22 protein-coding genes and 3 pseudogenes are annotated in these 25,572 nt (G+C 69.9%); 16 read left to right on the top strand and 9 right to left on the bottom strand.

Annotated elements, in window-relative coordinates:
- From C1J00_RS13620 to C1J00_RS13605, 4 genes are all read left to right on the top strand, one after another.
- A partial coding sequence (locus C1J00_RS13620) for a carboxyl transferase domain-containing protein (RefSeq protein ID WP_281262755.1) occupies positions 1–822 on the top strand: 822 nt, incomplete at its 5' end.
- Positions 823–836: 14 nt separating this feature from the next.
- Complete coding sequence (locus tag C1J00_RS13615; protein WP_102909311.1) at positions 837–2,753, top strand: acetyl/propionyl/methylcrotonyl-CoA carboxylase subunit alpha; 1,917 nt, start codon at positions 837–839, stop codon at positions 2,751–2,753.
- Positions 2,750–3,700 carry a hydroxymethylglutaryl-CoA lyase gene (locus tag C1J00_RS13610; protein WP_102909310.1) on the top strand — a complete coding sequence of 317 codons (951 nt, stop codon included), beginning with the start codon at positions 2,750–2,752 and terminating at the stop codon, positions 3,698–3,700. Before C1J00_RS13615 ends, C1J00_RS13610 begins: the two co-directional genes overlap by 4 nt.
- Before the next feature lie 5 nt (positions 3,701–3,705).
- On the top strand, positions 3,706–4,866 hold the full coding sequence (locus tag C1J00_RS13605; RefSeq protein ID WP_102909309.1) for an acyl-CoA dehydrogenase family protein: 1,161 nt from the start codon (positions 3,706–3,708) through the stop codon (positions 4,864–4,866).
- Positions 4,867–5,015: 149 nt separating this feature from the next.
- Here C1J00_RS13605 and C1J00_RS13600 read toward each other — a convergent pair whose 3' ends face one another.
- From C1J00_RS13600 to C1J00_RS13585, 4 genes and pseudogenes are all read right to left on the bottom strand, one after another.
- Positions 5,016–6,194 carry an amidohydrolase family protein gene (locus tag C1J00_RS13600; RefSeq protein WP_180989539.1) on the bottom strand — a complete coding sequence of 393 codons (1,179 nt, stop codon included), beginning with the start codon at positions 6,192–6,194 and terminating at the stop codon, positions 5,016–5,018.
- A gap of 199 nt (positions 6,195–6,393) precedes the next feature.
- Entirely contained in the window at positions 6,394–7,341 is a 948-nt protein-coding gene (locus tag C1J00_RS13595; RefSeq protein ID WP_245936333.1) for a fumarylacetoacetate hydrolase family protein, read from the bottom strand.
- Between the two features lie 14 nt (positions 7,342–7,355).
- Positions 7,356–8,315: an MBL fold metallo-hydrolase gene (locus C1J00_RS13590; RefSeq protein ID WP_102909307.1), complete on the bottom strand. Its 960-nt coding sequence runs from the start codon at positions 8,313–8,315 to the stop codon at positions 7,356–7,358.
- 162 nt (positions 8,316–8,477) lie between these two features.
- A pseudogene (locus C1J00_RS13585) lies at positions 8,478–8,654 on the bottom strand (VOC family protein); the annotation flags it as partial.
- A gap of 324 nt (positions 8,655–8,978) precedes the next feature.
- Here C1J00_RS13585 and C1J00_RS47650 point away from each other — a divergent pair.
- The 8 genes from C1J00_RS47650 (at position 8,979) to C1J00_RS13550 (ending at position 16,873) form a co-directional block, all read left to right on the top strand.
- Complete coding sequence (locus tag C1J00_RS47650; RefSeq protein WP_281262754.1) at positions 8,979–9,110, top strand: hypothetical protein; 132 nt, start codon at positions 8,979–8,981, stop codon at positions 9,108–9,110.
- Positions 9,111–9,566 (top strand): hypothetical protein, encoded by a 456-nt coding sequence (locus C1J00_RS13580; RefSeq protein WP_146046183.1) that lies wholly within the window; start codon positions 9,111–9,113, stop codon positions 9,564–9,566.
- A 198-nt stretch (positions 9,567–9,764) separates the two neighbouring features.
- On the top strand, positions 9,765–10,808 hold the full coding sequence (locus C1J00_RS13575) for an ABC transporter substrate-binding protein (RefSeq protein ID WP_102909305.1): 1,044 nt from the start codon (positions 9,765–9,767) through the stop codon (positions 10,806–10,808).
- 34 nt (positions 10,809–10,842) lie between these two features.
- Positions 10,843–11,697 carry a siderophore-interacting protein gene (locus C1J00_RS13570; protein ID WP_102909304.1) on the top strand — a complete coding sequence of 285 codons (855 nt, stop codon included), beginning with the start codon at positions 10,843–10,845 and terminating at the stop codon, positions 11,695–11,697.
- Positions 11,698–11,855: 158 nt separating this feature from the next.
- Positions 11,856–13,298 carry a lysine decarboxylase DesA gene (desA, locus tag C1J00_RS13565; protein ID WP_102909303.1) on the top strand — a complete coding sequence of 481 codons (1,443 nt, stop codon included), beginning with the start codon at positions 11,856–11,858 and terminating at the stop codon, positions 13,296–13,298.
- Positions 13,282–14,559, top strand: coding sequence for a lysine N(6)-hydroxylase/L-ornithine N(5)-oxygenase family protein (locus C1J00_RS13560; RefSeq protein ID WP_102909302.1), 1,278 nt, complete (start codon positions 13,282–13,284; stop codon positions 14,557–14,559). The genes desA and C1J00_RS13560 overlap by 17 nt, the downstream gene beginning before the upstream one ends.
- Positions 14,556–15,107: a GNAT family N-acetyltransferase gene (locus tag C1J00_RS13555; protein WP_102909301.1), complete on the top strand. Its 552-nt coding sequence runs from the start codon at positions 14,556–14,558 to the stop codon at positions 15,105–15,107. Before C1J00_RS13560 ends, C1J00_RS13555 begins: the two co-directional genes overlap by 4 nt.
- Positions 15,104–16,873, top strand: coding sequence for an IucA/IucC family protein (locus C1J00_RS13550; protein WP_102909300.1), 1,770 nt, complete (start codon positions 15,104–15,106; stop codon positions 16,871–16,873). Before C1J00_RS13555 ends, C1J00_RS13550 begins: the two co-directional genes overlap by 4 nt.
- 171 nt (positions 16,874–17,044) lie before the next feature.
- On the opposite strand, the gene C1J00_RS13545 is transcribed toward C1J00_RS13550, so the two are convergent.
- Positions 17,045–18,634 (bottom strand): beta-N-acetylhexosaminidase, encoded by a 1,590-nt coding sequence (locus C1J00_RS13545; RefSeq protein ID WP_180989538.1) that lies wholly within the window; start codon positions 18,632–18,634, stop codon positions 17,045–17,047.
- A gap of 94 nt (positions 18,635–18,728) precedes the next feature.
- Here C1J00_RS13545 and C1J00_RS13540 point away from each other — a divergent pair, with 94 nt between their 5' ends.
- The gene (locus tag C1J00_RS13540) at positions 18,729–19,610 is read left to right on the top strand and encodes a DUF4429 domain-containing protein (protein WP_102909298.1); all 882 of its coding nucleotides are present in this window, start codon (positions 18,729–18,731) and stop codon (positions 19,608–19,610) included.
- A 57-nt stretch (positions 19,611–19,667) separates the two neighbouring features.
- Here the strand turns inward: C1J00_RS13540 and C1J00_RS13535 are convergent.
- A pseudogene (locus C1J00_RS13535) lies at positions 19,668–20,896 on the bottom strand (RNA-guided endonuclease InsQ/TnpB family protein).
- Between the two features lie 174 nt (positions 20,897–21,070).
- A pseudogene (locus tag C1J00_RS13530) lies at positions 21,071–21,332 on the bottom strand (phosphoesterase); the annotation flags it as partial.
- Between the two features lie 73 nt (positions 21,333–21,405).
- On the opposite strand from C1J00_RS13530, the gene C1J00_RS13525 reads away from it, so the two are divergent.
- Entirely contained in the window at positions 21,406–21,663 is a 258-nt protein-coding gene (locus C1J00_RS13525; RefSeq protein ID WP_030838058.1) for a hypothetical protein, read from the top strand.
- 12 nt (positions 21,664–21,675) lie between these two features.
- Positions 21,676–23,493 (top strand): glutamine--fructose-6-phosphate transaminase (isomerizing), encoded by a 1,818-nt coding sequence (gene glmS / locus C1J00_RS13520; RefSeq protein ID WP_102909297.1) that lies wholly within the window; start codon positions 21,676–21,678, stop codon positions 23,491–23,493.
- A gap of 173 nt (positions 23,494–23,666) precedes the next feature.
- Here the strand turns inward: glmS and C1J00_RS13515 are convergent, their stop codons facing one another.
- Both C1J00_RS13515 and C1J00_RS13510 read right to left on the bottom strand, forming a co-directional pair.
- On the bottom strand, positions 23,667–24,227 hold the full coding sequence (locus C1J00_RS13515) for a GPR1/FUN34/YaaH family transporter (RefSeq protein ID WP_102909296.1): 561 nt from the start codon (positions 24,225–24,227) through the stop codon (positions 23,667–23,669).
- Between the two features lie 115 nt (positions 24,228–24,342).
- A complete protein-coding gene (locus C1J00_RS13510; RefSeq protein WP_102909295.1) occupies positions 24,343–24,870 on the bottom strand; it encodes a universal stress protein in 528 nt (175 codons plus the stop codon).
- A gap of 305 nt (positions 24,871–25,175) precedes the next feature.
- Between C1J00_RS13510 and C1J00_RS13505 the strand changes: the two genes are divergently transcribed.
- The gene (locus C1J00_RS13505) at positions 25,176–25,508 is read left to right on the top strand and encodes a hypothetical protein (protein ID WP_102909294.1); all 333 of its coding nucleotides are present in this window, start codon (positions 25,176–25,178) and stop codon (positions 25,506–25,508) included.
- The last annotated feature ends 64 nt before the right edge of the window (positions 25,509–25,572 follow it).

Here is a 25,572-nt window from a genome sequence, read left to right as displayed (position 1 = left end):
GTCTCCACCCTCCCCGCCCGGGGCCCCCTCCCCTGGGAGGTCACGGAGGCCACCGAACCCAAGGTCGACCCGCACGGCCTCTACGGCGCGGTCCCGGCCGACTCCCGCACGCCCTACGACGTGCGGGAGATCATCGCCCGGGTCGTCGACGGCTCGCGGTTCGCCGAGTTCAAGTCGGAGTTCGGCCAGACCCTGGTCACCGGCTTCGCCCGGATCCACGGCCACCCGGTGGGCATCGTCGCCAACAACGGCATCCTGTTCTCCGAGTCCGCCCAGAAGGGCGCCCACTTCATCGAGCTGTGCGACCAGCGCGGCATCCCGCTGGTGTTCCTCCAGAACATCTCGGGCTTCATGGTCGGCAGGGACTACGAGGCGGGCGGCATCGCCAAGCACGGCGCCAAGATGGTCACGGCGGTGGCCTGCACCCGCGTACCGAAGCTGACGGTCGTGGTCGGCGGCTCGTACGGCGCGGGCAACTACTCCATGTGCGGCAGGGCGTACTCCCCCCGCTTCCTGTGGATGTGGCCGAACGCCAAGATCTCGGTCATGGGCGGCGAGCAGGCCGCCTCGGTCCTCGCGACCGTCAAGCGGGACCAGCTTGAGGGGCGCGGCGAGTCCTGGCCCGCCGAGGACGAGGACGCCTTCAAGGCCCCGATCCGCGCCCAGTACGAGCGCCAGGGCAACGCCTACTACGCGTCGGCCCGCCTCTGGGACGACGGTGTGATCGACCCGCTGGACACCCGTCAGGTCCTGGGCCTGGCCCTGACCGCGTGCGCCAACGCGCCCCTGGGTGATCCCCAGTTCGGCGTCTTCCGGATGTGAGGGGACGGGCGACGATGTTCGAGACAGTACTGGTGGCCAACCGCGGCGAGATCGCCGTACGGGTGATCCGTACGCTGCGGTCGATGGGCGTGCGCTCGGTGGCCGTCTTCTCCGACGCGGACGCCGACGCCCGGCATGTCCGCGAGGCGGACACGGCGGTCCGGATCGGCCCGGCTCCCGCGTCCGAGAGCTACCTGTCGGTGGAGCGCCTGCTGGAGGCAGCGGCCCGCACGGGCGCCCAGGCCGTCCATCCCGGCTACGGCTTCCTCGCCGAGAACGCCGCCTTCGCGCGTGCCTGCGCCGAGGCGGGCCTGGTCTTCATCGGCCCCCCGGCGGACGCGATCGCGCTCATGGGCGACAAGATCCGCGCCAAGGAGACGGTGCAGGCGGCCGGAGTACCGGTCGTGCCCGGCGGCCGCGACCCGGATCTGGCCGAGGCGGCCCGCGCGCTCGGCGCGCCCGTCCTGCTGAAACCCAGCGCGGGCGGCGGCGGCAAGGGCATGCGCCTGGTGCGGGACCTCACCCGGTTGGAGGACGAGATCGCCTCGGCCCGCCGGGAGGCCCGCGCCTCCTTCGGCGACGACACCCTCCTGGTGGAACGCTGGATCGACCGGCCCCGCCACATCGAGATCCAGGTCCTGGCGGACGGCCACGGCAACGTGGTCCACCTGGGCGAGCGCGAGTGCTCTCTCCAGCGCCGTCATCAGAAGATCATCGAGGAGGCGCCGAGTGTGCTCCTCGATGAACAGACGCGTGCCGCGATGGGCGAGGCGGCGGTCCAGGCGGCCCGTTCCTGCGGCTACCGGGGCGCGGGCACGGTGGAGTTCATCGTGCCCGGCACCGACCCGTCGTCGTACTACTTCATGGAGATGAACACCCGCCTCCAGGTGGAGCACCCGGTCACGGAACTGATCACCGGCCTGGACCTGGTGGAGTGGCAGCTGCGGGTGGCGGCCGGCGAGCCGCTCGGCTTCGCCCAGGAGGACGTACGGCTGACCGGTCACGCGGTGGAGGCCCGCATCTGCGCCGAGGACCCGGCCCGCGGCTTCCTCCCCTCCGGCGGCACGGTCCTCAGGCTGCGCGAGCCGCAGGGCGACGGCGTCCGCACGGACTCGGGCCTCACGGAGGGCACGGAGGTCGGCAGCCTCTACGACCCGATGCTCTCCAAGGTCATCGCCTACGGCCCCGACCGCGCGACCGCCCTGCGCAAACTCCGGGCGGCCCTGGCGGAGACGGTCACGCTCGGGGTGCAGACGAACGCCGGTTTCCTGCGCCGCCTGCTCGCCCACCCGGCGGTGGTCTCCGGCGACATGGACACCGGTCTGGTCGAGCGCGAGGTGGACGGCCTGGTCCCCACGGACGTACCGGAGGAGGTGTACGAGGCGGCGGCCGCCGTACGTCTGGACGCCCTGAAGCCGGAGCCGGGCGGCTGGACGGACCCCTTCTCGGTGCCGAGCGGCTGGCGCCTGGGCGGCGCACCGAAGCCGGCCGCCTTCCACCTGCGGGTGCAGGAGGCCCTGGAGTACACCCCGCGCGGCACGGCCACGGTCACCGACGACCGGGTCGCAGTGTCCCTGGACGGCATCCGCCACACCTTCCACCGCGCCGCCGACTGGCTCGGCCGCGACGGCGACGCGTGGCACGTCCGGGACCACGACCCGGTCGCCGCGTCCCTCACCCGGGCCGCCCACGCGGGCGCCGACTCGCTGACCGCGCCGATGCCCGGCACGGTGACAGTGGTGAAGGTCGCCGTCGGCGACGAGGTGAGCGCCGGTCAGAGCCTGCTGGTGGTGGAGGCGATGAAGATGGAGCACGTCATCGCGGCGCCGCACGCGGGCAAGGTCACCGAGCTGGACGTGGCGCCCGGCACCACGGTCGCCATGGACCAGGTGCTGGCGGTCATCGCACCGCACGAGGAGGCGGCGGAATGACGGTCCCAGGGCTCCCGATGGCCGTCCCGAGCAGGGACCTGCCCACGCGCGTCCGCATCCACGAGGTCGGCGCCCGCGACGGCCTGCAGAACGAGAAGGCGACGGTCCCCACGGAGGTCAAGGCGGAGTTCATCCACCGTCTGGCCGACGCCGGCCTGACCACGATCGAGGCGACGAGCTTCGTCCACCCCAAGTGGGTCCCCCAGTTGGCGGACGCGGAACAGCTGTTCCCTCTCGTCAGCGACCTCCCGGTGGCGCTCCCGGTCCTCGTCCCGAACGAGAGGGGCCTCGACCGGTCCCTGGCACTGGGCGCCCGGCGGGTCGCGGTGTTCGCCAGCGCGACGGAGTCCTTCGCCAAGGCCAACCTCAACCGCACGGTGGACGAGGCGCTGGCGATGTTCGAGCCGGTGATGGCCCGCGCGAAGGCGGAGTCGGTGCACGTCCGCGGCTACCTCTCCATGTGTTTCGGCGACCCGTGGGAGGGCGCGGTCCCGATCCCCCAGGTGGTGAAGGTCTGCCGGGCCCTGCTGGACATGGGCTGCGACGAACTGAGCCTGGGCGACACGATCGGCGTGGCCACCCCGGGCCATGTGGTCGCGCTCCTCGCGGCCCTGGACGAGGCGGGCGTCCCGCCCACCGCCCTCGGCGTGCACTTCCACGACACCTACGGACAGGCCCTGGCCAACACCCTCGCGGCGCTCCAGCAGGGCGTCACCACGGTCGACGCCTCCGCGGGCGGCCTGGGCGGCTGCCCGTACGCGAAGTCCGCGACCGGCAACCTCGCCACCGAAGACCTCGTGTGGATGCTGCGGGGCCTCGGCATCGACACCGGAATCGACCTCGGCCGCCTCGTCGCCACGAGCACGTGGATGGCCGCCCACCTGGGCCGACCCAGCCCGTCCCGCACCGTCCGAGCCCTGTCCCACGAGGACACCGAGGAGCACTGATCACCATGGACTACCGTCTCTCCCCCGAACTGGAGGAACTCCGCCGTACGGTCGAGGAGTTCGCGCACGAGGTGGTGGCGCCGAAGATCGGCGACTTCTACGAGCGGCACGAGTTCCCGTACGAGATCGTCCGGGAGATGGGCCGCATGGGTCTGTTCGGTCTGCCGTTCCCCGAGGAGTACGGCGGCATGGGCGGCGACTACCTGGCGCTGGGCGTGGCCCTGGAGGAACTGGCACGGGTGGACTCCTCGGTGGCGATCACCCTGGAGGCCGGAGTCTCACTGGGCGCGATGCCGATCCACCTCTACGGCACCGAGGCACAGAAGCAGGAGTGGCTCCCCCGCCTCTGCTCGGGCGAAGTGCTCGGCGCGTTCGGCCTGACCGAGCCGGACGGCGGCAGCGACGCGGGCGCGACCCGTACGACGGCGCGCCTGGACGAGTCGACGAACGAGTGGGTGATCAACGGCACGAAGTGCTTCATCACCAACTCGGGCACGGACATCACGGGCCTGGTGACGGTCACGGCGGTCACCGGCCGCAAGCTCGACGGCAGGCCGCAGATCTCCTCGATCATCGTCCCGTCGGGCACCCCGGGTTTCTCGGTCGCCGCCCCCTACTCCAAGGTCGGATGGAACGCCTCGGACACCCGCGAGTTGTCCTTCACGGACGTCCGCGTCCCGGCGGCGAACCTCCTGGGCGAGGAAGGCCGCGGCTACGCCCAGTTCCTGCGCATCCTCGACGAGGGCCGCATCGCGATCGCGGCCCTGGCGACGGGCCTGGCGCAGGGCTGCGTCGACGAGTCGGTCAAGTACGCCAAGGAGCGCCACGCCTTCGGCAAGCCGATCGCCGCGAACCAGGCGATCCAGTTCAAGATCGCCGACATGGAGATGAAGGCCCACACGTCCCGCCTCGCCTGGCGCGACGCGGCGGCCCGCCTGGTGACCGGCGCCCCCTTCAAGAAGGAAGCGGCCCTGGCGAAGCTCCACTCCTCCACGGTCGCGGTGGACAACGCCCGAGAGGCCACCCAGATCCACGGCGGCTACGGCTTCATGAACGAATACCCGGTCGCCCGCATGTGGCGAGACTCCAAGATCCTGGAGATCGGCGAGGGCACGAGCGAGGTCCAGCGAATGCTGATCGCGCGGGAGTTGGGGCTGGTGGGCTGAGCCGCAGGACCTGCTCCTCCCACAAGCGCTCCGCCGGAGCATTCTCGGCTGGCCTCATCACTGCGGCAGCGGGAAGCTACCCGGCGGCACCGGGTCGAGCGAGAACGCCCCGCCGAGAAATCGGCGGGGCGTCTTACCGGTCTGCCAGTTCACCGGGAGCCGGGCGTGGATGCGGCCGCGAGGCGGGTGCCCTGTCGCCAGACCGCGCGAATCGACAGGCTGTCGTTGATGGTCGTGGTGGGATCACCGTCGACCAGGACGAGATCTGCCCGCAGGCCTTGCTCGACGCGGCCCCGGTCGTGGAGGCCGAACCGTCGTGCTGTCAGTGAAGTCGCCGAGCGCAGGGCTTCGGCGGGGCTGAAACCGGCCTGTACGAGCAGTTGCAGCTCGCCGTGCAGACTTGCTCCGTGGGTCACGCCGCGCACGGCCAGAGCCGCGGCGTCGGTGCCTGCGATCACGTCGACCCCAGCCTCGCGCAGGGCTGCGATCGTGGCCAGTGCCATGTCGAAGTGCGAGGCGGGCAAGCCGCCGAACGTGTCGGAGAGGTGCGCCCGCAATTCCGGCGCCAGCTTTCCCGCGACGCGGGGATCTTGCGCCAGGTCGGTGCTGTGCGACAACCCGACGATGGAGGCAAGGGGAGTCAGTGTCGGCACCACGAACACGTTCGCGCTTGCGATGCGGTCGACGATCTCCGGGGTGTGGGCCGTGTCGGCGAAGAGATGGGCGAGGCCGTCGGCGCCGGCGTCGACCATCTCTTCGGTCTCTTGCAGCGTCATGGCGTGGGCCATCACCATCTTCCCGCGAGCGTGCGCCTCGGCGATCACGGCGGCGTGAATCTCCAGTGGTACGTGCGGCAACTGGAAGCCGAACGCCTCGCCACTCTCGGCTATCAGCTTGATGTAGTCGGCGCCCTCGCTGATCCGGTCCTCGACGAACCCGGCCGCCTCCGCCACGGTGGTCGCGGTCGGCCAGACCGGATCGTTGAGGCCCTTCCGGAACTGCTGAGGGTGGCCGTCGAGGTGGGTGAGCGAAAAGGAGGCGCTCCGCACGTCCGCGAAAGTCCGGTCGGCCTCGACCTCGGCGCGCAGCGGAATCATGGTGGCGGGGACCGAGCCCATGTCGAGTTCGGTGGTGACGCCGAAGGTCAGCGCCTGGCGCAGCATCGCCGCGTCGGTGTGGGTGTGTGCGTCGATCAGGCCCGGCAGCAGGGTTGCGCCGGTGGCGTCGACGACTTCCACCCCGGTGACACGCGGCCCGCCCACCGAGACGATGACGCCGTCGGCGACGTGCACGTCGACCTGGCCCAGGTCCTTCTCGCCGTCGAACACCTTCGCACCGACGATGACGAACTCGTTCATCGGACTCTCCTCGTAATACTGGACGTGTACTGGTTCGGGCTTCACGGCTACGACGTCTGCCGGACCGGAAGGATGACCGCCGAAGGGTGTTCGGGGGTGTGGTGACCGTCTGTTCGGCCAGGCGGGCGACGGCGACCCCACGGGGGTCGCCGTTCCGGACGGACTGGGCCTACCGGCCCCGTCGTGCGGGTGGGACGGGAATCGGCTCGACTCCTGGCACGACGCGGGTGGTCAGGGTGCCGAGTTGTTCGACGGTGACGGTGACGACGTCGCCGGGTTGCAGGGGGCGGTGGGCGTTCAGGCCTTCGCGACCCCACAGTTCGGCGAGGCAGCCGCCGCCGCCGCAGGTACCGGAGCCGAGGACGTCGCCGGGGCGGATCTCGGTGCCACGGGAGGCGTAGGCGATCATGTCGGCGTAGGAGAACGCCATGGACGACCAGCGGTCCTGCCCCAGTCGTTCGCCGTTGATGTCGACGGTCATCGTCAGGTCGAACGAGGTGTCGGTGCGCCAGGGCTGCAGCTCGTCGGGGGTGACCAGGACCGGTCCGAGGGTGGTGGCGGTGTCCTTGCCCTTGGTGGGGCCGAGCCGGACCTGCATCTCGGCGAACTGGACGTCGCGGGCCGACCAGTCGACGAGGATGGTGTAGCCGGCGATGTAGGCGTCGGCGTCGTCGGGGTGGATGTCGCGGCCGGTGCGGCCGATGACGGCGGCGACCTCCAGCTCCAGGTCGAACATCCGGCTGCCGGGCGGTACGGGGACGTCGTCGGCGGGGCCGAGGATCGCATAGGGGTTGGTGAAGTAGAACGCGGGTGCCTCGTACCAGCGTTCGGGGACGGTCGCGTCGGTTCCGCCGAGTCTGGAGACACCTTCGACGTGCCGTTCGAAGGTCATGAAGTCGCGCACAGCGGGAGGATCGGGGATCGGCGCGCGCAGCCGAAGGTCGCCGACGGCCCGGGTCGCGGCAGGCGCGGCCAGGGCCTGCTCCCCGGCCGCCCGCAGGGTGCCGTCGCGCAGGAGGCCGAGCATCGTGACGCCGCGACCCAGGGGATGGACCTGGTCGTGGTGGAGGACGCCGACCCGATCACCGTCGTCGTCGGCGTAGGTCACGAACCGCACAGTCGCGCTTCCCTTCAGACGGAGGTGTGCATCGGGCGGCCGAGCCAGGCGATCGCGTCGCCGAAGGCGGCGATCACGTCGAGGTCCCGGCCGGCGTGGTCGGCGTAGACGCGGTGCAGGTTGAGCACGATCCGTTCGGCGTCGGCCCAGTCCGCGAACTCGCCCAGGTCGACCTGGCGGGCGGCCTGCAGGGGCGTCAGGCCCCGGGAGAGCCCGTCCTGGGCGGTGTCGAGGAGGAGCCGGTAGTAGCGGCGGTGCTCGTCCAGGACCCGGGTGATGCCGGTGCCGGTGAGGACCGGGCCGTGGCCGGGGACGACGACGTCGGGTTGCAGGGACTCCAGCCAGTCGACCGCGGCGAGGGCCCCGTCCATCGAGCCCATGAAGACCAGCGGGGTGAGTCCGGCGAACACCAGATCGCCGGAGAACAGCACGCGTTCTTCGGGCAGCCAGGCGATCAGATCTCCGCTGGTGTGCGCCGGGCGGCCGGGGTGCAGCAGCTCGATCCGCCGGCCTCCGACGTGCAGGGTGAGCGCGGAGCCGACCGAGATGTCGGGAAGCCTGCGGGTCACCGGCCCCCAGTCCGGGACCGGGTTCCACAGCGGTGGGCAGCCGTCGATGATCGGGTCGGCCTGAAGCCCTTCCCGCATCCGGCTGTGCCCGACGATCACCGTCGTGGAGGGGAGGAGGCTGTTGCCGTAGGTGTGGTCGCCGTGCTGATGGGTGTTCACCGCAAGCCGGACGGGCGCCCCGCCGGTGGCCGTGTCCACGGCGTCGAGAAACCGGCGGGTGCGAGCCGCGGTGGCACAGGTGTCGATCACCAGGACCCCGTCGTCGCCGGCCACCGCGCCGGCGTTGTTGACCCACCAGCTCCCGTCCGGCTGCACCCAGGCGTGGATCCCGGGAAGCAACTCCTGGAGTTCCGCCGCGTCCGCTGTGGGAGGAGGAGCGCAGTTCGTGTCCGGGGTGTCGGTCATGACCCGGCCTGTCCGTCGGCCTTCACGGTGGCGACGCGGCTGCGGCCGTGCTGTTCGTACGTGGCGAAGCGCATGGCAGTCCTTGAGAGCTGGGGGGTGACAGGCCGGGGGCTCGGCGCCATGGCAGGGCGGGGAGTCCGCCGGGCCCCCGGTGTCATGGGGTCAGACCGGCGGAGCGACGAGGACGCCGCGGTCGACGTCGTTGAACATGTCCTTGGCGACCATCTCGTTCATCGGGTCGGACGTGCCCCACTGGTCGGCGTTCTCGGGCTTCGTCAGGTCGTGGATGTGCGGGTGCCAAGTGTCCTCGTCCAGCTTTTCGAGCTCGGTGGTGTGCTCCGCCCCCTCGTCCCAGCGCTCCAGGAGCGCGAGCGTGGTCAACGCGGGTTCGTCCAGTGCCGTGCGCAGGTCGAGCGCTCGGCCCTCCCGATAGCGGTCCTACTAATCTGGCCCGTAGATTGCAATCAGGGAAATCGATTTCCTGTATACAAGAATCCAGCCGGTGAATACTGGTCGGCCGGCTCCGGAATTGGGACACTCCTCGACGTCGACACCTCCGCAGGCGGCAGCGGACTGCCCGGCGGACTGTGGGACATCTCCCTCGTCGTCGGCGCCCAGGGCATCAGCCGAGCTGTGCACATCGGCAGCAAGCGGGACGGGTCCGTGTCGGGAGCCGCAGCCACACTCATCGCGGACGGTGGCGGCCAGGCCCGCGCCGTCACGCTCTGCACCACCACACCGCACGGCAACCTCACCCTCGCCATCGGCGAGCGCAAGCATGGCGTGCTGCCATAGGTGAGTGTGTCCACGGTGCGGTGGGCAGCGGACGCGCCCACCGAGCCGGAGTTCGGCGTTCGCCGCACCCTCGCCGGCTTCCCCGACGGCGCTCTCGCCGTCCACCTGGAGGACGGTCGGGGCGGCACCGCCGTCTTCCCGGCCCATGCCTCACCGTCCGGCACCGAATTCGTCGTGCGGGTACCGATCAACGGCGGACGCCGACTGGGTCGGGCGGGACCGCTTCGCGCTGTCCGCCTCGCCGAACCGCCGGCGGGGCTGTGGGCCGGGCAACTGCGGCTCGGGGGCTGGTCGTGGGGCCTGCCGCCGACCCCCGCGGACCTCGTTCCCGCCAAGTGGCGCCGCCGCGGCCTCCCTTGGCATGCGAAGCCCGCAGCGGACCGGGGTGAGACCTTCACCCTTCAGGTCGCCCGCACCGACCTGGTCAGGACCGTGGCGCACCGTCTCAAGCCGTAGGCCCGGACCCGGTTGGATGTACCCGTGCAACGCCGTAGGCGCCGACCCGACCGAAGCACCCGCGTACGGCAACCTCGTGATCCGGATCACTGCACCCACGGGCATCCCCGCCCCACCTCCGGGCACACACTTGTTTCCAGCCAAGCGGCTGTCAGCCGTGCCCGCAGTGGCTCCGTACGCACGAAAGCAGATCCCGTCATGTCGAACGCCAGAACCGCCCGTTACTCCCGTCGCGGCCTGCTCGCCGCCGGTGGTGTTTTCGGGCTCGGCGCCCTCGTGACCGCGTGTGGCAGTGAAGACTCCCAGGACGGCGGCTCGGACGCGAAGGGCGCCGCCAAGTCCGGCCCGTGGTCCTTCGAGGACGACCGCGGCAAGACCGTGAGCCTGGACCAGGTCCCCACGAAGATCGCCGCGTTCACCGGTGTCGCCGCCGCCCTGCACGATTACGGCATCACGGTCGAGGGCGTCTTCGGCCCGACCAGGACCAAGGACGGCAAGGCCGACGTCCAGGCCGGCGACATGGACGTGAGCAAGCTGACGGTCTTCGGCAACCGGTTCGACCAGTTCAACGTCGAGCAGTACGCGGCCTTCCAGCCCGAGGTGCTCATCACCACCACGTTCGACGCCGCCGGCACCCTCTGGTACGTCCCGGAGGCGTCCAAGGACAAGATCGCCAAGCTCGCCCCGAGCGTCGCGATCTCGGTCTTCGACCGTCAGATGCCGAAGCCGCTGCAGCGCATGGCCGAGCTCGCCGAGTCCCTCGGCGCCGACCTGAAGGCCGCGAAGACCGTCGAGGCGAAGAAGCGCTTCGAGGCCGCCTCCGAGCGGCTGCGCAAGGCCGCCAAGTCCCGCCCCGAGATCAAGGTGCTGGCCGGTTCCGCCTCGGACGCCATCTTCTACGTCTCCGGCTCCAACTTCTCCATCGACCTGGAGTACTTCAAGGCCCTCGGTGTGAACCTCGTCGAGCCCCCGAAGAAGGCCATGGAGGCCAACGGCGGCTGGTTCGAGAACCTCAGCTGGGAGAACGTCGACAAGTACCCGGCGGACATCATCATGATGGACGACCGCGCATCGACCATCCAGCCGGCCGACATCACGGAGGCGACCTGGAAGAAGCTGCCCGCGGTCAAGGCCGGTCAGGTCATCTCGCGTTCGCCCGAGCCGATCCTGTCGTACGACAAGTGCGCGCCTCTCGTGGAGAACCTCGCGAAGGCCATCGAGTCGGCCAAGAAGGTCGCCTGACCCCCTCCCCCTTCCTGACGTCCAGGAGCCGCACGTGACCACCGCCGTAGCCGCCCCGTTCCGTTTCTTCTCCCTCCAGGTCGTGCGGACGAGGCGGCTCGGGCCGTCCCTGGTCCGGGTCACCTTCGGCGGGCCGGATCTGCACGCCTTCCACTCCGACGGGCACGACCAGTCCCTGTCGCTGTTCCTGCCGCACCCCGGGCAGCCCGAGCCGGTCGTGCCGCTCGAGCTCGGGGACGGCTGGTGGCAGGGGTGGCGCGAACTCCCGGAGGACGTCAGGGCCGTGATGCGGTCGTACACCCTGCGCGGTCTGCGCCGGGACCCGGACGAGATCGACGTCGACTTCGCCCTGCACGGCATCGAGCCGGGCGCCGCGGTCCAGGCAGGACCGGCCTCCCGCTGGGCCGCCCGGGCCGCCGCCGGGGACCGGGTCCTGCTGCTCGGCCCGGCGGTGGCCGACAACCGGGCGATCCGCTTCCGGCCGCCCGAGGACACCGACCTCGTCGTCGTCTGGGGCGACGAGACCGCCGTGCCCGCCGCCTCGGCCATCGTCGAGGCACTGCCGGCCGGCACCCGCGCCCGGGTCTGGCTGGAGGTCCCGCACGCCGGCGACATCCAGGACCTGGTGACCGAGGCCGACGCCGACATCACCTGGCTCGTCAGGGAGGAGCGGAGCGCCGAGGGGGCTCCCATGGCCCTCGACGCCCTCCGCGCCGCCCGTCTGCCGTCCGCGGAGCGGCCGTACGTCTGGATCGCCGGCGAGTCCGCGTGCGTGAAGGTGCTGCGCCGGCACTTCGTGCGCGAGCTTGGGATCGACCGCAGCAGGGTGACGTTCGTCGGCTACTGGCGCCGCGGTGTGAGCGAGGAGCAGTTGCGGGCCGAGGGATAGCCGCAGCACCGTCATCCCCGAAGTGACACGAGTGACCACAGTCACGGCAGGGCCTGCCGAACCCTCGATCAACTTAGGTTAGCCTTACCTAAGTACTGGACGCCGGAGACCAGCCCACCCCGTCCCACACCGGACTGTCCCCACCGGAGGACCCCCACATGCGCTCGCACCTGCTCAACGACACCACCGCGGAGCAGTACCGCCGCTCCGTGACCGACGGAGTCGAGCGGGTGGCCGCCAAACTCGCCACCACCGACCGGCCGTTCACCGGCATCACCGTCGACGCCCTGGCCCCGCGCATCGACGAGATCGACCTCGACCAGCCGCTGCACGACACCACGGCGGTGCTCGACGAACTGGAGGACGTCTACCTCCGGGACGCGATCTACTTCCACCACCCCCGTTACCTGGGCCACCTCAACTGCCCGGTCGTCATCCCGGCGGTGCTCGGCGAGGCCGTCCTGTCGGCCGTCAACTCCTCCCTCGACACCTGGGACCAGTCGGCCGGCGGCACGCTCATCGAGCGGAAACTGATCGACTGGACGACCGAGCGGATCGGCCTCGGACCGGCCGCCGACGGCGTGTTCACCTCCGGCGGCACCCAGTCCAACCTCCAGGCACTCCTGCTCGCCCGCGAGGAGGCCAAGACGGACACCCTCGCCGAACTGCGCATCTTCGCCTCCGAGGTCAGCCACTTCAGCGTGAAGAAGTCCGCGAAGCTGCTCGGCCTCGGCCAGGACGCCGTGGTCTCCATACCCGTCGACCACGACAAGCGCATGCAGACCGTCGCGCTCGCCCGCGAGCTGGAACGCTGCGAGCAGGACGGCCTCGTCCCCATGGGTGTCGTCGCCACCGCCGGCACCACCGACTTCGGCTCCATCGACCCGCTGCCCGAGATCGCCGAGCTGTGCGAGCAGTTCGGCACCTGGATGCACGTCGACGCGGCGTACGGCTGCGGCCTGCTCGCCTCCCTGAGGCACCGGGACCGCATCAGCGGCATCGAACGCGCCGACTCGGTCACCGTCGACTACCACAAGTCCTTCTTCCAGCCGGTGAGTTCATCGGCCGTGCTCGTGCGGGACGCCGCCACCCTGCGCCACGCCACCTACCACGCCGAGTACCTCAACCCGCGCCGCATGGTGGAGGAGCGCATCCCCAACCAGGTGGACAAGTCCCTGCAGACGACCCGCCGCTTCGACGCCCTCAAGCTGTGGATGACCCTGCGGACCATGGGCGCCGACGGCATCGGGCAGCTCTTCGACGAGGTGTGCGACCTGGCCCGGGATGCCTGGCGGCTGATCGCCGCCGACCCGCGCTTCGACGTGGTCGTCCGGCCGAGCCTGTCCACCCTCGTCTTCCGCTACATCCCGGCGGCCGTCACCGACCCCTCGGAGATCGACCGCGCCAACCTCTACGCCCGCAAGGCCCTGTTCGCCTCAGGTGATGCCATCGTCGCGGGCACCAAGGTCGGCGGTCGCCACTACCTGAAGTTCACCCTGCTCAACCCCGAGACGCAGGCGTCCGACATCGCCGCCGTCCTCGACCTGATCGCCGGCCACGCCGAGCAGTACCTGGGAGAGTCCCTTGACCGCGCGTCCTGACACCCCGACCAGAACCCATGACTTCGTGGGAATCGGGCTCGGCCCCTTCAACCTCGGCCTGGCCTGCCTGACCGAACCCATCGACGAACTCGACGGCGTCTTCCTGGAGTCGAAGCCCCGCTTCGAGTGGCACGCGGGCATGCTCCTGGACGGCGCCCACCTCCAGACCCCGTTCATGTCGGACCTGGTCACGCTCGCCGACCCCACGTCCCCGTACTCCTTCCTGAACTACCTGAAGGAGAAGGGCCGGCTGTACTCGTTCTACATCCGCGAGAACTTCTACCCGCTGCGCGTCGAGTACGACGACTACTGCCGCTGGGCCGCGGGCAAACTGAGCAGCATCCGCTTCGGCACCACGGTCACCGAGGTGACGTACGAGGACGAGCTCTACGTCGTGAAAACGACCGCCGGAGACAGCTACCGCGCCCGCCACCTGGTCCTCGGCACCGGCACCCCGCCCTACATACCCGAGGCCTGCCAGGGCCTGGGCGGCGACTTCTCCCACAACTCCCGCTACCTGGACAACAAGGCGGAGCTGCAGAAGAAGGACTCGATCACGCTGGTCGGCTCCGGCCAGTCGGCCGCCGAGATCTACCACGACCTGCTCAGCGAGATCGACGTCCACGGCTACCGGCTGAACTGGGTCACCCGCTCCCCGCGCTTCTTCCCGCTGGAGTACACCAAACTCACGCTGGAGATGACGTCCCCGGAGTACGTCGACTACTTCCGCGAGCTGCCGGAGGCGACCCGCTACCGTCTCACGGCCGAGCAGAAGGGCCTGTTCAAGGGCATCGACGGCGACCTCATCAACGAGATCTTCGACCTGCTCTACCAGAAGAACCTCGGCGGCCCCGTCCCCACCCGGCTGCTCACCAACTCCGCCCTGACCAGCGCGCGCCACGAGAACGGCACGTACACGCTTCGCTTCCGTCAGGAGGAGCAGGGCAAGGAGTTCGAGCTGGACTCCCAGGGCCTGATCCTGGCCACCGGCTACCGGTACACCGAGCCGGAGTTCCTGGCCCCCGTCAAGGACCGCCTGGTCTACGACTCCCACGGCAACTTCGACGTCGCCCGCAACTACGCCGTCGACGTCACCGGCCGCGGCATCTTCCTCCAGAACGCCGGCGTCCACACGCACAGCATCACCAGCCCCGACCTGGGCATGGGCCCGTACCGGAACGCGTACATCATCCGCGAGCTGCTCGGCAGCGAGTACTACCCGGTGGAGAAGACCATCGCGTTCCAGGAGTTCGCCGTATGAGCGCCACCACCGGCATCGGAACGCTCACCGTCCGCCCGCTCGACCCCCTGAAGGACGCCGAGCTGCTGCACTCCTGGGTCACCCATCCCAAGGCGGCCTACTGGATGATGCAGGACGCGAAACTCCAGGACGTCGAACGCGAGTACATGCGGATCGCCGCCCACGAGCACCACCACGCCCACCTGGGCCTGCACGAGGGCCGGCCGGCGTTCCTGATGGAGAAGTACGACCCCCGGTACGTCGAGCTGACCGGGCTGTACGACCCGGAGCCCGGCGACGTCGGCATGCACTTCCTGGTCGCGCCGACCGACCGGCCGATCCACGGCTTCACCAAGGCCGTCATCACCGCCGTGATGGACGAGCTGTTCGCCGACCCGCGCACCCGCCGGGTCGTGGTGGAGCCCGACGTGAGCAACAAGGCAGTCCACGCGCTCAACGAGGCCGTCGGCTTCGTGGCCGAGCGCGAGATCGACAAGCCGGAGAAGCGCGCGCTGCTGAGCTTCTGCACGCGTGCACGGTTCCTGGCGGCCCGAGGAGTAGCCGTATGACCCTGTCCGACGCCGTAGCGCACCTGTCCCCCCACCGCTGGGCGCGGGCCAACCGCCTCCTGATCCGCAAGGCCCTCGCCGAGTTCGCGCACGAGCGGCTGATCATCCCCGAGGAGGACGGGGAGCAGTACGTCGTCCGCAGCGACGACGGCCTGACGAGCTACCGCTTCTCCGCCGCCCGCCGGGCCCTGGACCACTGGCAGGTGGACGCCGAGTCGATCACCCGGCACCGGGACGGCTCCGAACCCCCCCTCGCCGCACTGGACTTCTTCATCGAGCTGCAGAAGTCCCTCGGCCTGAGCGACGACATCCTGCCGGTCTACCTGGAGGAGATCTCCTCCACCCTCTCCGGCACCTGCTACAAGCTCACCAAGCCGGACATCACGGCGGCCGAACTCGCCCGCGGCGACTTCCAGGCCATCGAGACCGGCATGACCGAGGGCCACCCCTGCTTCGTCGCCAACAACGGGCGGCTCGGCTTCGGCATCCACGAGTACCTGTCGTACGCACCCGAGACGGCGAGCCCGGTCCGGCTGGTGTGGCTGGCCGCGCACCGGTCCCGGGCCGCGTTCACGGCCGGTGTCGGCATCGAGTACGAGTCGTTCCTGCGCGAGGAACTGGGCGCGGAGACCGTCGAGCGCTTCCACGGCGTCCTGCGCGACCAGGACCTCGACCCGGCCGACTACCTGTTCATCCCGGTCCACCCCTGGCAGTGGTGGAACAAGCTCAGCGTCACCTTCGCCGCCGAGGTGGCCCGCAGGCACCTGGTGTGCCTGGGCGAGGGCGACGACGAGTACCTGGCCCAGCAGTCCATCCGGACCTTCTTCAACAGGACCAGCCCGGAGAAGCACTACGTCAAGACCGCCCTGTCGGTCATCAACATGGGCTTCATGCGCGGTCTGTCGGCGGCCTACATGGAAGCGACCCCGGCGATCAACGACTGGCTGGCCCAGCTCATCGAGGGCGACCCGGTGCTGCGGTCCACGGGGCTGTCGATCATCCGGGAGCGGGCGGCCGTCGGCTACCGGCACCTGGAGTACGAGCAGGCGACGGACCGCTACTCGCCCTACCGCAAGATGCTCGCCACGCTGTGGCGGGAGAGCCCGGTGCCGTCCCTGGAGGAGGGCGAGTCCCTGGCCACCATGGCGTCCCTGGTCCATGTCGACCACCAGGGGGCGTCCGTGGCGGGCGCGCTGATCGAGCAGTCGGGCCTCCCGCCGAAGCAGTGGCTGCGCCGCTACCTCCAGGCCTACTTCACGCCCCTGCTCCACAGCTTCTACGCCTATGACCTGGTGTTCATGCCGCACGGAGAGAACGTCATCCTCGTGCTGAAGGACGGGGTCGTGCGGCGCGCGATCTACAAGGACATCGCCGAGGAGATCGCGGTCATGGATCCGGACGCGGTGCTGCCGCCGGCGGTGGAGCGGCTGCGCGTGGAGGTCCCGGACGACAAGAAGCTCCTGTCGATCTTCACGGACGTCTTCGACTGCTTCTTCCGCTTCCTCGCGGCGCATCTCGCCACCGAGGGCGTCCTGGAGGAGGACGACTTCTGGCGCACGGTCGCCGAGGTCACCCGCGCCTACCAGGACTCGATGCCCGGACTGGCCGACAAGTTCAAGCAGTACGACATGTTCGCCCCCGAGTTCGCTCTCTCCTGCCTCAACCGCCTCCAACTCCGCAACAACGAACAGATGGTCGACCTGTCGGACCCGTCCGGCGCCCTCCAACTGGTCGGCAGCCTGAAGAACCCGATCGCCGAGTTCTGACCCACAGACAGACGGGCACCCCGGAGTACGGTCCTCCGGGGTGCCCGTCATTCGCCTCAGGGGCGCACCTTCCAGGGGCACGGGTGCGCGCCTTTCAGGGGCGCGGGGAACTGCGCACCTTCAGGGGCGCGGGGAACTGCGCAACCAGCCCCCCACCGGCCCGCAGAGACATCACCGCCCGGCGGCACCCCACGGCACCTGCGGCGACCGATACCACTCGATCCCCAGCGCATCCCACCGCTCAGCCTGCGCAGCAAGCCGCCCCTTGTACCGCTCCCAGTCATGCGTACCGGCCGGCGACCACCCCAGCTCCGCAACGCCCGGCAACCGCGGAAACGCCATGAACTCGATGTGCTCGGAGTTCTCAAGGGTCTCCGACCACATGGGCGCCTCGACGCCCCGCACCGCACCATCCGGCACCCCCGCCAGATACGCCCCGGGGTCCCAGTCGTACGACCGCCGCACCTCGACGTACCCCGCCCAGGACAGCCCCAGCGGCGTCTCCTCGGTGTACTTCATGTCGAGGTACACCCGGTCCGCCGGGGACAGAATCACCCCGGTCCCGCTCTGTGCGGCCTTCGCGACCCGCGCCTTCTCCTCGGCGCTGGTGCCGTCCAGACCCCAGTACTGGGCGAGGGCCCCCTTCGCCGGAGTCGCCCCGGTCAGCTGGTGCCACCCGACCACGGTCTTGCCGTACTTCGCGACGATCGGCTGCACCCGGTCCATGAACCTGACGTAGTCCTCATGGCTGGTGGAGTGCGCCTCGTCGCCCCCGATGTGGAGGTAGCGGCCCGGCGTGAGCGCGGCGAGTTCCCGGATCACGTCGTCCACGAAGTCGTACGTGATCTCCTTGCCGACGCACAGCGAGCTGAAGCCGACCTCCGTGCCGGTGTAGAGCGGCGGTGCCACACCGTCGCAGTTCAGGCCGGCGTAGGAGGCGAGGGCCGCGTTGGTGTGGCCGGGCATGTCGATCTCGGGCACGACCTCCAGGTAGCGGGAGGCGGCGTAGCGCACGATCTCCTTGTAGTCGGCCTTGGTGTAGAAGCCGCCGGGGCCGCCGCCGACCTCCGTCGAGCCGCCGTGGGTCGCGAGCCGTGGCCAGGAGTCGATGGCGATGCGCCAGCCCTGGTCGTCGCTGAGGTGCAGGTGCAGCTTGTTGATCTTGTAGAGGGCCAGCTGGTCGATGTAGCGCTTGACCTGGTCGACGGTGAAGAAGTGCCGGGAGACGTCGAGCATGGCGCCGCGCCAGCCGTAACGGGGGGTGTCCGTGATCGTGCCGCCCGCGACCAGCCACGGGCCGGACTGGACGGAGTCCTTCTCGATGGCCGCGGGGAGGAGCTGGCGCAGGGTCTGCACGCCGTGGAAGAGGCCGGCGGGCCGGGCGGCGGTGATGGTGACGCCGCCCCGGCCGCTGTCGAGCCGGTACCCCTCGGCGCCGAACGGGCCCTCGGCGATGCGCAGCCGGATGCCGCCCGCGCCCTGGGCGGTGACGGGGAGGCGGTAGCCGGTCGAGGGGCGCAGGATCCTCGCGAGGTACTCGCCGACGCCCCGCGCCTCCCGGGAACCGTCGACGCGTATGTACGTGCCGCGGGTGATCCGATACGGGGATCCGCCCGGGTCGGCCGAGGCGGGCGCGGGGACCACCCGGTCGAGCGGGGTGGGCGATGCCGCCGGTGCGGGAGCGGCCCCGGTCACCGAGGTGGTCATCGCGACCAGCAGCAGGGAACCGAGCAGGCGGAGCGTTCTGCGGTGCTGTCTCACACGGCCATCTTCCACAAGCGTGTCCCTTCACGAGCCGTTGAGCTCCAAGAGGTCTGGACCACTCTCTCGCGAGGCAGGTGGAACAATCCAGCCCATGGTGGAAATCATCCAGAAGGACGGCACATGGGCCTTCGACGGGGACGCGCTGCGGCTGACACCAGGACGGGACAAGAACGTCAGCCTGCTGCGCAAGGAGCTGGGTGAATTAGTCGTGCCGTTAGGGGCGTTGGCCGGTATCTCCTTGGAGCAGGGCAAGAAGTCGGGGCGGCTCAGGCTCAGACTGCGTGACGGCGCCGATCCTCTGCTGCTCGCCACCGGCGGCCGGCTGACCGAGCCCCACGACCCGTACCAGCTGATCGTGGAGTCCGACCGCTACGGGGTCGCCGAGTACTTCACGGACGAGGTCCGTAACGCGCTGCTCCTGGACCAGGTACCGAGCGAACCGGTCGACGCGTACCTGCTGCCGGGCCCCGCCGTCCCCCTGTCGGTCTCCGCCGGGGACGGCACCGCCGGTTTCGACGGTGAGCGCATACGCCTGGAGTGGAACTGGAAGACGGAGGACGCCAAGGCCGCCGCGGGCTCCCGCACGCTCGCGCTCGCCGACATCACGGGCGTGGAGTGGCACCCGGCGGCCGGCCTGGAGAACGGCCATCTGCGCTTCACCGTGCGGCACGCGCCCACCAAGGCCCCGCCCAAGTACGACCCCAACGCCGTGGAACTCTGGGGCTTCAGGAAGGACCCGCTGATGGCACTGGTCGCGGCGGCGGTCCAGGCCAGGCTTCCGCACCCGGCCCGGGCCGCCGACGACCCGGTGGACGCGCGACCCGAGCTGCCTTCCGCTCCGGTCGCGTCCGCCGAGGACGATCACGACGCCCTGCTGCGCCGCCTGCGCGAGCTCGGTGATCTGCACCGCACGGGCGTGCTGACGGACGAGGAGTTCGCCCTGGCCAAGCAGGCGGTCCTCAAGCGCATTTGACATGCTCCTCGGGCTGAAGCCCGAGGATTCTGGCCGTCCTCACCTGTTGCTGTGCCGCTACGCGGCACAGGTTCGGGTGGGGGTTCCATGGCTTCCTGTTTCTTCGCGCTGTGCCGGGACGAGTCCCGGTCTTACCGGCGCTCCGCAGGCCGATGCCGCCAGTCCGGCGGCCTGTTTGACGTTGATCGCGGCGTTGTGGTCGCGGTCGTGGAGAATGCCGCAGGCGGGGCAGGTCCATTCCCGTACGTGCAGGGGTTTGGGTCCGTCCCGATGCCCGCAGGTGGAGCACACCTGGCTGGTGGGCTCGAACCGGCCGATCTTGACGAAGGCCCGCCCGTATCGCTGCGCCTTGTACTGAAGCATGGCCACGAAGTGCGACCAGCCCGCGTCATGCACACTCTTCGCCAGACAGGTGCGCGCCAGTCCCGAGACCGCCAGATCCTCCAACGCGACCGCTTGGTTCTCGCGAATCAACTGAGTGGAGAGCTGGTGGTGAAACTCCTTGCGCGCGTCAGCCACGGCCGCGTGAGCACGGGCGACCTTCGAGCGGGCCTTGGCCCGGTTCTTCGATCCCTTCTGTTTGCGGGACAGCTCCCGCTGGGCTTTCCTCAGCTTCTTCTCCGCGCGGCGCAGAAACCGTGGGGAACGGATTTTCGTCCCGTCGGAGAGGACCGCGAAGTGTGTGAGCCCCAGGTCGATGCCGACGGCGCTGCCTGGCTCCGGCTCATTCCAGCGCGCCCGGTCCGTTTCGGAATCGGTGTCGATGACGAACGAGGCGAAATACCGCCCCGCCGAGTCCAGGATCACCGTCACACTGGAGGGCACGGCGGGCAGGACCCGCGACCACGTGACCCTCACGTCACCGATCTTCGGCAGGGACAGCCTCCCCGTCTCGGTGATCTTCCAGCGGGCGTTGGCGGTGAACCGGATCGACTGCCGGGTGTCCTTACGCGACTTGAAACGCGGCGCACCCACCCGCTTCCCCTTGCGCTCCCCTTTGTGGGAGGCGAAGAAGTTCTTGTACGCGCCCTCCACATCCCTAAAGACTGCTGCAGCACCACCGAGGAGACCTCACTCAGCCAGCAGCGCTCGGCCGTGTGCCGGGCCTGGGTGATCAGCCGTTTCGACAGCTCGGCCGCGTTCGGGAACGGCAGGCCCGCGGTGCGGGCGTCCTCCCGGGCCCGTACCGCGTCGTTGAACACCACCCGTGCACACCCGAACGCCCTGGCCAACGCGGCGCGTTGACCGGGCTCCGGGTACAGGCGGAAGGCGTACCGAAGCTGCATTCGGTGATCGTACGAACACACACCACTCGATGTCGCCGGGAACACCCGTTCCCCGCCTCACCCCCATGACGCGGTGTCCGGCTCCGCCGGAACGACACCGCGACGCTCCGCGCCGCCGTCACGAGATTCGCTTCACCACCGGGCTGAAGCCCGATGCACTGCGAATGAAGCTCGGTGGCGCACCCGGGACCATGCCACGGTCTCGTTCTGCTTGCCGCCCTTGACGTTGACGAACGAGGCCACGGAGTCCACGTCGTGCTCGTTGCCCTCGTACGACAGCGGGGCGCTGAACGCGTAGAGGCTGCGGCCCGCCGCACCGGCCGTCACATAGACCACGCCGTCGGTCTCGGGGTAGGCCGTGCCGCCGATCGGGAGCTTCTTGGTGACCTTGTTCCCCTTGATCACGTCGGTACGCTCGCAGGTGGTGGTTGTGGCCCCACCCACAGGCACCTGCCCGAAAACGGGCAGAATTCTTGCGAAAGTCCCGCCGGTGCCCCAAGATCTAGCGAGTGCACGACGAACTCGTTGATCATCTGACGCGGTCCACCGCCCTCGGCCGGGGCGAGGCGCTGCGTGTGATCCAGGACGTGCTCGCCTACTTCGACGAGACGACCGAGGAATACGTCCGTCGCCGCCACCGCGAGCTCCAGGCCCAGGGCCTGGTCAACGCGGCGATCTTCGAACGGATCGAGGCGGACCTCAAATACCGCGCGGTGGCCCCGCCGGAGCTCTCGCTCCGGCAGCTGCGGCGCATCGTCTACGGCTAGGAATACGTATACATGTGCGGAATCGTCGGTTACATCGGGAAGCGTGACGTCGCGCCCCTCCTCCTGGAGGGCCTCCAGCGGCTGGAGTACCGCGGCTACGACTCCGCGGGGATCGTCGTCACGTCCCCGAAGACGTCCGGCCTGAAGATGGTCAAGGCCAAGGGCCGCGTCCGCGACCTGGAGGCCAAGGTCCCGGCCCGCTTCAAGGGCACGACCGGCATCGCCCACACCCGCTGGGCCACCCACGGCGCCCCGTCCGACGTCAACGCCCACCCGCACATGTCGGCCGACAACAAGGTCGCCGTCGTGCACAACGGCATCATCGACAACGCCTCCGACCTGCGCCGCAAGCTGGAGGCGGACGGCGTCGAGTTCCTCTCCGAGACCGACACCGAGGTCCTCACCCACCTCATCGCCCGCGCGCAGGCGCCCAAGCTGGAGGACAAGGTCCGCGAGACCCTCCGGCTCGTCGAGGGCACGTACGGCATCGCCGTCATGCACGCCGACTTCGCCGACCGGATCGTCGTCGCCCGCAACGGCTCCCCGGTCGTCCTCGGCATCGGCGAGAAGGAGATGTTCGTCGCCTCGGACATCGCCGCGCTGGTCGCCCACACGCGGCAGATCGTCACGCTGGACGACGGCGAGATGGCCACCCTCAAGGCCGACGACTTCCGCACCTACACCACCGAGGGCACCCGCACCACCGCCGAGCCCACCACGGTCGAGTGGGAGGCCGCCTCCTACGACATGGGCGGCCACGACACCTACATGCACAAGGAGATCCACGAGCAGGCCGACGCCGTGGACCGCGTGCTGCGCGGCCGCATCGACGACCGCTTCTCCACGGTGCACCTGGGCGGCCTGAACCTGGACGCCCGCGAGGCCCGGCGGATCCGCCGCGTGAAGATCCTCGGCTGCGGCACCTCGTACCACGCGGGCATGATCGGCGCCCAGATGATCGAGGAGCTGGCCCGCATCCCCGCCGACGCCGAGCCGGCCTCCGAGTTCCGCTACCGCAACGCGGTCGTCGACCCCGACACCCTCTACGTCGCGGTCTCCCAGTCCGGCGAGACCTACGACGTGCTGGCCGCCGTACAGGAGCTGAAGCGCAAGGGCGCGCGCGTCCTGGGCGTGGTGAACGTGGTCGGCTCGGCGATCGCCCGCGAGGCGGACGGCGGCATCTACGTGCACGCCGGCCCCGAGGTCTGCGTCGTCTCCACCAAGTGCTTCACCAACACCACGGTCGCCTTCGCCCTCCTCGCCCTGCACCTGGGCCGCACCCGTGACCTCTCGGTCCGCGACGGCAAGCGCATCATCGAGGGCCTGCGCAGGCTGCCCGCGCAGATCGCCGAGATCATGGAGCACGAGGAGGACGTCAAGAAGCTGGCCCTGCAGTTCGCCGAGGCCCGCTCGATGCTCTTCATCGGCCGTGTCCGTGGCTACCCGGTGGCCCGCGAGGCCTCCCTGAAGCTCAAGGAGGTCTCCTACATCCACGCGGAGGCCTACCCGGCCTCGGAGCTCAAGCACGGCCCGCTGGCCCTGATCGAGCCGGCCCTGCCGACGGTCGCGATCGTCCCCGACGACGACCTGCTGGAGAAGAACCGCGCCGCCATGGAGGAGATCAAGGCCCGCAGCGGCAGGATCCTCGCGGTGGCCCACCAGCACCAGGAGAAGGCCGACGAGACGATCGTCGTCCCGAAGAACGAGGACGAGCTGGACCCGATCCTGATGGGCATTCCGCTCCAACTCCTCGCCTACCACACGGCCTTGGCCCTGGGCCGCGACATCGACAAGCCGCGCAACCTGGCCAAGTCGGTGACGGTTGAATAGCAACCCCTGACCACCGAAGCGATCATTGAGGAACCACCGCGGCGAGCAACCACGTCCGCGAGAGCGGCGCCGGTTTAGGCGCAAAAAGGGGACGGACCCCTGTGTGCTGCCACCATGGCACGGGGGGTCCGTCCCAGCCGCCGGGAAGCCGCCCAACCCCCCGGCCCGCGCAGCTACCCGGTGGCCGTCACGCCCCGACCGGCAGCGCGTCGCGGAATCACCGTGGGCCAGTGCGCCAACGCGGCGGTCGCCGCGTACCAGGCCACCGCGCCCGCGGCGACGGCGAACCAGCCGCCGGCCTTGGTGAGCCCGCCGTTGCCGGCGAACTCGGCGACCGACATGAGCAGCAGGGCGACGAAGAACAGCCCGTACATCACCTGACCGAGCTGCTCCCCGCCCGCGAGCGTCATGGACAGCGCCACCAGGGCGAACAACAGCAGGAACATCCCTGCTCCGTTGCCGGAGGCACCGTCGGACACGGCCCAGGTGAACCACAGCGCCCCGAACACCGAGAACGCCGTACCACCGGCGGCGTCACCTTCCCGCAGGGCCACCAGCCCCACGACGAAGAGCGCGATGCCGCCCACGTACTGGGCGATTGACGCGGCGTCAGCGGCCGACACACCGTCGATCACGGCGGTATGCCCCAGCCCGAAGGCCAACAGGGTGATTCCCAGGGCGAGTCGACCGGCCACGGTCGTGATTCCGCTTCCCGCGGAGACGTCTTTGTCCACGGCGGGCTCCCTTCGTGCTTGTGCAGTTGTGCGGTGTTCCGTATATGCCCTTCACAAGGGCACAAACACCTCTACGCGTGAGTAGATTCACGTGGGCACAAGGGGAGTTGAACGCTCAGGGAATGACGATGACGGGCCGCTGCGCCCGCTTGGCGAGCCGCCCGGCGACCGAGCCGAAGATGCGGCCCACGAGACCGTGGGTGGACCCGACGACGATCGCGTCGGCCTCGTACTCCCGGCCGACCTCTTCGAGTTCGTGGCAGATGTCCCCGCCGCGCTCGACCAGGATCCAGGGCACCTCGGCGAGGTAGTCCGCACAGGCCAGTTCCAGACCGAGCACCTCGGTGCGGTGGTCCGGCACGTCCACGAACACGGGCGGCTCACAGCCGGCCCACACCGTGGTCGGCAGCCGGTTGGCGACGTGCACGATGATCAGGCCCGAGCCGGAGCGATGGGCCATGCCGATCGCGTACGCCAGGGCGCGCTCACTGGACATGGAGCCGTCGAAGCCGACGACGACCCCGTGCTTGAAGGCGGGGTCGCAGGAGTGGCGTGGCTCTTCCGCCGCCAGGGGCTCGGCCGCCGTGTGATCGGCGACGGGCCGCTTGCGGTCCGCTGGTTCGAAGAATTCGTGACCGGCCATGGCTGTCTCGGCGTTGTGATCCTTATATGGGGGACAACAGTGTGCGGCGGAGCTGTGTCCGGGAATGGTCTTCCCACCCCCATACCCCCAAGGGTACGGCGGCACGCCTCCTTGGCCCAGATCCCGCTCACGGTGCGTGTGGGTTCCAGGGAGCATGCACGAGGCACCGCCCGTAACGCAATGGTTGCTGCGCTGTACAGGCGGTTTGCACGGGATTCACTGACCTGAGGAGGTCATCCGGGCAGCCAGTGACCGACGCCGCCGCCACGCGTTGAACCCGGAGAGTCACGCCCCAGGGAGCACGCATGTCCGGACCCTGCCCCGCCACCGAGGCGGACCGCGCGACCCCGCCGCCGCGGGACACCGCGACGGATGTGGTTCGCTGGGCTGCCTTCAGTTGCCTGCTCGTCCCGGTGGTGCTCCTCGGCTACGGCGCCTCTCTGGCCGGCGCCGCCGGCACGGCCCTCGGGCTGGCGGCCGTCACGGGCGCCTGCCGGGTCCTGCTGCGCCAGTCGGAGCGCGGCGCGGCCCGGCTCGCGGCCGAGGACCGGGCACCCCACCGGGGCCGGCACCACCGCACCGGAACCGGGTCCCACCGTGGCGGACGGCACACCGGGGGAGATACACCGGTCGGCTGACCGGTTTCAGCGCACGCGCACGTCACTTTTCAGCCAACTTCACGCCCCTGTGCATCCCTTGCTC

This window comes from Streptomyces cahuitamycinicus (assembly GCF_002891435.1).
Classification (GTDB): Bacteria; Actinomycetota; Actinomycetes; order Streptomycetales; family Streptomycetaceae; genus Streptomyces; species Streptomyces cahuitamycinicus.
Note: the sequence above shows the minus strand (reverse complement) of the source record. Positions and strands in the feature narration are given on the sequence as shown.